This window comes from Pseudoalteromonas sp. S558 (assembly GCF_005886635.1).
Taxonomy (GTDB): domain Bacteria; phylum Pseudomonadota; class Gammaproteobacteria; order Enterobacterales; family Alteromonadaceae; genus Pseudoalteromonas; species Pseudoalteromonas aliena.
The window spans coordinates 1-7,280 of sequence record NZ_PNDU01000223.1 but is presented as its reverse complement, the minus strand read 5'-3'; the positions used below and the strand labels follow the sequence as shown (position 1 = coordinate 7,280).

General features: G+C 37.5%; 7 protein-coding genes. 3 read left to right on the top strand and 4 right to left on the bottom strand.

Going from position 1 to position 7,280, the window contains the following annotated elements:
• Positions 1-100: 100 nt before the first annotated feature.
• Positions 101-1,681, bottom strand: coding sequence for a BCCT family transporter (locus CWB66_RS15015; protein WP_138585989.1), 1,581 nt, complete (start codon positions 1,679-1,681; stop codon positions 101-103).
• Between the two features lie 415 nt (positions 1,682-2,096).
• Between CWB66_RS15015 and egtB the strand changes: the two genes are divergently transcribed.
• From egtB to CWB66_RS15000, 3 genes are all read left to right on the top strand, one after another.
• A complete protein-coding gene (gene egtB / locus CWB66_RS15010; RefSeq protein ID WP_138585988.1) occupies positions 2,097-3,368 on the top strand; it encodes an ergothioneine biosynthesis protein EgtB in 1,272 nt (423 codons plus the stop codon).
• The gene (egtD, locus tag CWB66_RS15005; RefSeq protein WP_138585987.1) at positions 3,365-4,339 is read left to right on the top strand and encodes an L-histidine N(alpha)-methyltransferase; all 975 of its coding nucleotides are present in this window, start codon (positions 3,365-3,367) and stop codon (positions 4,337-4,339) included. The genes egtB and egtD overlap by 4 nt, the downstream gene beginning before the upstream one ends.
• A 460-nt stretch (positions 4,340-4,799) precedes the next feature.
• The gene (locus tag CWB66_RS15000; protein WP_138585986.1) at positions 4,800-5,486 is read left to right on the top strand and encodes a helix-turn-helix transcriptional regulator; all 687 of its coding nucleotides are present in this window, start codon (positions 4,800-4,802) and stop codon (positions 5,484-5,486) included.
• 98 nt (positions 5,487-5,584) lie between these two features.
• Here CWB66_RS15000 and CWB66_RS14995 read toward each other — a convergent pair whose 3' ends face one another.
• From CWB66_RS14995 to CWB66_RS14985, 3 genes are read right to left on the bottom strand one after another with little or no spacing between them, the layout of a single operon-like run.
• Positions 5,585-6,352, bottom strand: a complete 768-nt coding sequence (locus CWB66_RS14995; protein ID WP_138585985.1) for a CsgG/HfaB family protein — start codon at positions 6,350-6,352, stop codon at positions 5,585-5,587.
• The gene (locus CWB66_RS14990) at positions 6,352-6,774 is read right to left on the bottom strand and encodes a curli assembly protein CsgF (protein ID WP_077538005.1); all 423 of its coding nucleotides are present in this window, start codon (positions 6,772-6,774) and stop codon (positions 6,352-6,354) included. Before CWB66_RS14990 ends, CWB66_RS14995 begins: the two co-directional genes overlap by 1 nt.
• Positions 6,764-7,162: a curli production assembly/transport protein CsgE gene (locus CWB66_RS14985; protein ID WP_077538004.1), complete on the bottom strand. Its 399-nt coding sequence runs from the start codon at positions 7,160-7,162 to the stop codon at positions 6,764-6,766. Before CWB66_RS14985 ends, CWB66_RS14990 begins: the two co-directional genes overlap by 11 nt.
• Between the last annotated feature and the right edge of the window lie 118 nt (positions 7,163-7,280).

Below are 7,280 nucleotides of genomic sequence, written 5' to 3'. Positions count from 1 at the left end.
TAATTTAATGCAATTGGTATAGCCTTAAATAGGTAAACAAAAAAACGCCGCAAAATTGCGGCGTTTCATCACGAATTAAAAGTGTTGCTAATTAATTGTATTATTTAACTGGGCGTGGCTCAGTTCGTAAACCTAAAATTAAGCTTACACACATAAACAACAACACAATAGTAAATGGCAAGCCAGTAGAAACAGCACCTGCTTGGAGTGCTTCAATTGCTTGTGTACCACCAATCCACAGTAGTGCAGCTGCAATGGCGCCCTCTACCGTTGCCCAAAATATACGTTGTGGCACCGGTGCATCAATTTTACCGCCAGCTGTAATTGAATCAATGACTAATGAGCCTGAGTCAGATGAGGTAATAAAAAATACTAACACTAATACAATCGCAATAAACGATAAGATATTAGATAGAGGTAATTCATCAAGCATTTGGAACATAGCTAAAGGTACTTCAGTTAAACCATTAGTGCCTAGCGCACCAACACCGTTAACTACTTGGTCAATAGCAATACCACCATAAATAGACATCCATAAAACAGTAACTAGCGTAGGGATAAGTAATACCGCAATTAAGAATTCACGAATTGTTCGACCGCGAGATACACGCGCGATAAACATACCTACAAACGGAGACCAGGAAATCCACCAAGCCCAATAAAACACAGTCCAACCATGCATCCATGTTTCGTCTTCGCGGCCATGTGGGTTACTCAATGGAATAATGTTTTCTACATAGCCCATCACGGTAGTCGGTACGTTGCCCATTGCTACAGCAAAGCCAACTAAACAAACAAACAATAATAATGAAAACGCGATGAGCATATTTACATTACTCAGTAGTTTCACACCACCATCAATACCACGCACTACAGAAACGATTGCTAGGAGTGTAACACCCGCAATAACCAAAATTTGAGACCCTACACCACCTTCTGTACCAAATACATGATTAATACCAGCAGAGGCTTGTTGAGCACCTAAACCTAAAGATGTTGCAAGACCAAATAACGTAGCAAGTACAGCTAAGATATCAATGATATGACCAGGCCAACCCCAAGCTCTGTCGCCTAGTATAGGATAAAAAATAGAACGAATAGAAAGCGGTAACCCTTTGTTATAGGTAAAAAAGGCAAGAGATAAACCAACAACAGCGTAAATAGCCCAAGGGTGAAGTCCCCAATGGAACATAGTTGCGCCCATTGCTAATTTTGCAGCCTCAGGTGTATTTGCGGCCACATTAAGTGGTGTTTCGTACCAACCAGTAAAGTAAGCAACGGGTTCAGCAACGCCCCAAAACATAAGGCCAATACCCATACCTGCAGCAAATAACATAGCAAGCCATGAAATTCGAGAGTGAGAAGGTTTAGCATCATCACCACCAAGGCGAATATTTCCGTAAGGAGAAACAATAAGTGCTAAACAAAAGAGCACAAAGAAGTTGGCAGCCCACATAAAAAGGGCATCAAAATTATTAATAATATCGGTCTTGATACTATCAAGCGCTGTTTTTGCAGTTAGTGGGTCGGTAACAAGTATGGCGATTAAAAAGATGACAATCAGGCCCGCACTAGTTCCAAAAACAGGGTTGTGTATATCAAACCCCCACTTTTGTACGTTGTCCTGACCTACGGTGTAGTCCGTATTGTCAATACTATATTTGTCATGATTTTCCTTCATGCAATACCTCTGTAGTTGTCCTAATATACTGGCGTTACCAGCGTCATATCTAATTACATTAGCCTTTAAATACAAAGTAAAACAAATACTGTAATTTATTTGAAGACTAACTAATTTGAAGAGTGATTTTACAATCACTAGTGTATGAGTTAAATATTAAATGTAAATGATTTTGTAGTTAAAACGCTGATATTATGGCTATACGAGCAATTTATTTTAACTTTTGTATTAAAAACCAACATTCAGGTAGCGTTAAAAATTAGTTTGCTATTAAAGTAAAAATTTATACTTAAGGCGTATAAATAATGTCGATCACGTAATGAAAACTGATGTTTATTAAGTTGTAACATAAATATGATTTAACACTACAGTAAGCTATATTTTATAACGAGCATGGGTAAAGGACTAAGTTATTATGAACAAGCCTGAAACAAATCATAAAGGCGGCGATGCACTCGCTGAATGTTATCAATCTGTTCGACGCTACAGCTTAGCTATTACTGCACAATTAAGCGTCGAAGATTGCCAATTACAAGCCATGCCTGATGTAAGTCCATGTAAATGGCATTTAGCGCACACCACTTGGTTTTTTGAAACATTCTTATTAAGCATTCATTGTAAAAATTATCAGGTGTTTGATCCGCAATTTAAAGTGCTATTTAATTCTTATTACAATGGCATCGGTGCGCAATTTAAGCGAAGCAACAGAGGGAGTTTGTCACGACCAAGCCTAAAAGATGTACTTACATACAGAGCGTATGTTGATAAAGCAGTACTGCAATTATTAAGTACTCATAACGACGATGTTATTGAGCAAATAATCACACTAGGACTCAACCATGAGCAACAGCATCAAGAGCTTATGCTTATGGATATTAAATACAACTTTTCGGTTAACCCGATGTTTCCTAAATATAAAGCCATTGATATCCCTATTTCTAACAATAACAATCTGATAAACCCTGCTAACTTTATTGATTTTGACCAAGCTATAGTCAATATAGGCACTAGCGATCAAACACAGTTTGCTTATGATAACGAACAACCCAAACATCAGGTACTAATACATTCATTTCGTTTTGCTAATCGATTGGTTACTAATGGTGAGTATTTAGCATTTATCAATGCGGGCGGTTATAACAATCCACAATATTGGCTAAGTGATGGTTGGGCGCATAGTAAAAATCAAGGTTTAAGCAAGCCTCTTTATTGGCATTATATTGATGGCAAGTGGTTTGAGTTTACCCATTACGGCTTACAACCACTCAATTTTAATGCCCCCGTTTGTCATGTCAGCTATTTTGAAGCCAGTGCCTATGCTAATTTTGTCGATGCGCGATTACCCACAGAATTTGAGTGGGAATACGTTGCCAAAGCACATAACGCTATTAAGCCCTCCCAAAACCAGCTAATGCCCGGACAGTGCGAAGGCGATGAAAAAATAACTCAGTTAACAGATGCATGCTGGCAATGGACGAACAGCGCATATTTACCGTACCCAGGTTTTAAGCCTATAGAAGGCGTTGCAGGGGAATATAATGGCAAATTTATGAGCAATCAAATGATATTACGTGGCGGGTGTGTGTTTACCCCTAAAAACCATTTGCGCACAACATACCGTAATTTTTATTACCCGCATCAAGCGTGGATGTGCAGCGGGATAAGACTGGCGAGGGATAAAGTATGAATCAAATAACAGCAATAAAGCAAAGTAACATCACCGACACTGAGTTTTTAAACGACGTGATAAGCGGATTAACTCAACAGCAAAAAACGCTTCCGTGTAAATATTTTTACGATGATAAAGGCGCTGCATTATTCGAGAAAATAACAACCTTGCAAGAGTATTACGTAACACGTACCGAGCTGTCTATTTTAGAGCAACACTCGCAAGCAATTGCTGATCTGTTACCTGAAAACCTTTCTATTATCGAGCCAGGCTGCGGCTCGGGTAAAAAGGTTGCCTATTTATTAGCGCATATGGCAAACGTAAAAACCTTTGTACCGTTTGAAATTTCTGAAGAGATGCTCAGTTATTCACTTGCGCATTTATCACCGTTATTTCCAGAGCTAATAATTTCACCTTTGCTAGGAGACTTTACACATAGCCAAATGGTTAAGCAGCTAACCAAAGACACCGCTTTAGATAGTCAAACTAATTTGGTTTATTTTCCGGGCTCTACTCTTGGTAACTTTGCGCCAGTTAAAGCGATAGAAATTATGAATAATTTCCATCGCTTATGCGGTGTAAACGGTTATGTACTAATTGGGGTTGATTTAGTAAAAGAGCGCCAAGTGTTACTGGATGCATATAACGATAAAGTGGGAGTCACCGCCGCATTTAATAAAAATTTACTACAACGTATTAATAACGAGCTAAATGGCACATTTAATTTAGATAACTTTAGCCACGAGTCGCGCTTTAACGAGCAACATAGCCGTATTGAAATGCACTTAGTAAGTAACTGTAATCAAAGCGTGATTATAAATGATCAGCAAATAGACTTTATAGAAGATGAAAGTATCCATACAGAAAACTCTCACAAGTACACGCTCGAATCGTTTAAGCAGCTTGCAGCGCAAGCTAATTTAACGTTAGAGCAAACATGGCAAGACGATAGTAACTATTTTGCCTTGTGCTTATTAAGACCGCTTTAAAGGTTACTTAAGTTTAGGGCGTGTTGATCTTTGATAGTTGAATTTGCAGCAATATGTTTGGTTTTTAGGCAAGGCAGAGCCTATGAAGTGTGTATTCCCTATAAATAGGCGATAACGTAGCATTAATGCCAAACATGCGCTGCCCTTCGGTTTTTTCTAGGGGCGATTTACTCTTTGTTGCTCGGTTTTGACTTAGCCCACTAGGTTATAAACCTCGCGTCGCGATTAAATAGCCCCTAGATAGAACAAATTTTAATTCTGAAAGGTCAACAGGCTCTAGATTAATGGTGTTAAAAATTTTTGATATACGACTGCATAGATGTAGATTAGTACTAAAGTATTTTGTTTTCACTGGTTATGTTAATAAAAAGAATAAAAAATGAAATTAAAATGTCAAAAATGATTTGTAAGTCGTATATGTTTTCGGTAATGTGAGATAAACGTTTTAGGGACGAAGTCTATGTCGCAACAGTTATCAGCATTTGTAAAAACTACTTTTCAGTCATCTTTTCATTCTCAAAGCTATACAGCTATTTTAAGGACGCTCCACGCTCTTTTCAGTGTTGTGAAAATGGATGATGCGTTACCACAGGCCGATTTTCGCTCTAATCACACTTTATATTTAGTAGATGGGAGCACAAGCAATTGGCATGATCTTATTCCTGCTGATGTTATATGTTTAGCTAAGCAATATAATGTGGTTATCTTTAATGTTGAGAGCGACGTGGTGTGTGAAAAAAACTTATTATTGAATCATATCAATGGGGTATTTTATAAATCAGATGCTGCGGAAATAATCTTCAGGGGCTTAGTTAGAATCAATGCTGGCGAATTATGGTTTACACGAAAAATCATATCGAAAACATTTAAAGATATTTTGTCTGTTGCGTCTTCATTCAATGCATTTAATGCAGATATAGAGCTAAAACAAGATGATTATAACCATTTAACTAAACGCGAAAAATCAGTTATTCATCTCATAGCGCAAGGCGCAAGTAATAACACGATTGCTGACAAACTCAATATTAGTGATCACACTGTAAAAACACATTTATACAGTGCATTTAAAAAAACACATTCTCGGAATCGGGTCGAGTTGGCTAACTGGGCACAACGCTACATTTCTGTTTTGCTCCCAATGGCCTAAGGCTTTAATAGGAAATCTCTTAACCAAAGCTGAGATTAAACAAATTTTTATAAAGAAGGCGACTGTAAATCGCCTTTTTCATTGTTTTTGTTATTAGCTTACTTTTTTGCCCATAACCCTTTATCAATACCTTTGGTTATAAGATCTGTAAGTGCTTTTTCTATTGCTTGTGTTACACAAATACTCATAGGTTCGTTATCACTAAAACCGGCTTCAGCTTCGGCTAATCGCTTGTAACTTACATATCTAAAAAAGCCTGCACGCATTTCTTGGCTTAGTACTTTTTTACTGGTGGCGACACTGAGTAATACTTGTCCTGTACGAACGTCCACGGCTCGTAGATATATTGAAATAGCATCTTCTCGATAGAGTTCTGATGCACCAATACCAAAATATTCCATTCCTAACCCTCCCGTTTTTACATTGGTATCGTAGCTGATAATACCGCCCTCTAAAATAATCTTTGCCGTTGTAAGTGGGGGGAGATCAGCTTGGTTAGGATTGTCTGATTGAGCCGCGCGTATTATCTTTCGCTCAGTTAAAATATTTTGTAACCCTTCACGTTCAACAGGTGTAAACCAGTCTGACTCATGCAGGGCTTGTATGAGTATAGAATTTGCTCCTTGGGTAACCGCTGTTGAAAATGAGCTCACGTTTGTTTGTGGTTTGTACTGACCTGTTTGATCTCTAAATGAGTACACTGATACCGGTATACTGCCAACAGGTTTAGGCAAGTTTTTTAAGTCCGAAAATAATTCAGTAGGCGCTAAGCTGGCTGCTTTTTGTTGCGATGGTGGGATTAAGTTACCTAAACTTGCGCAGCCACTTAAACTTATTAATATTATTGTTATTAGTAGTTTATACATTATCCAAACCTCGGCACTTCAATGATCACAACCGTATCATCAATTATATTTGTGATTTTTACTGTAATGGTATCAGTGGTGCTAGTAATAATTTCTATTTGATAATCGCCACTCATAAAAATTGAATCTTGATTAAAAATACTGTTTTCAGGGTCTTCACCAAAGGCCATATCTGTAATTTCTCTGACCATACGATTTAAGTAGGTGCGCTCTAGAGAGTCTTTAAATTGATCGGCATACCCTTTTTCGATTACAGGTGCTTTATGCTTATTTTGAGCCTGTGCTTTACTTAATAACATATTTGCATTGAGAGGGTTCCCACCAAAACTAGGGTTTATTGGGGTGTAAATTATTTCAGTTGCAGTAGCTGAAAAGCTTAATGTTATTATTATAAATATTATTTTTTTCATTTTACCATCCATTTACAGCCATATCAGGTGTGGATACCGTCATATTTGAGCGAGCCATGGCATCAATAACAGTATAAACTGCTTGCTCAACGCGTTCATCAAGCGGTTCTAGCCTACGGCCTAAGTAAGTTGCATAAACAAGTTGATTATTCATTATTAAAGAAAGTTTTGTGCCAGCTTTGGGGATCACGGTTTCTTTTATCTCAATATTAAAGCCAGCTGTTGAGGGTAAATCTCGCCAGTAGTTAGAAAATTCGTAATAAAATTGATGACCAAAACGGCTAATACTTCTATCGAGTAATAAACCATCTATTTCAAGTTCTTCGGCATATACACTCGGTAAGAAGCAAATCAATAGTGTGAAGATGTATCCACACAGGTTATTTTTATTTTTTTTCATTATTAAATAGGGGAGAGCCACTCTCCCCAGCCTTAGTAATACCAAACTGCATAAATCTTTGATCAATTTAACGAATTAAATTGCACTATAACGTCGTTAAAAATTTTGTATTTAGAAC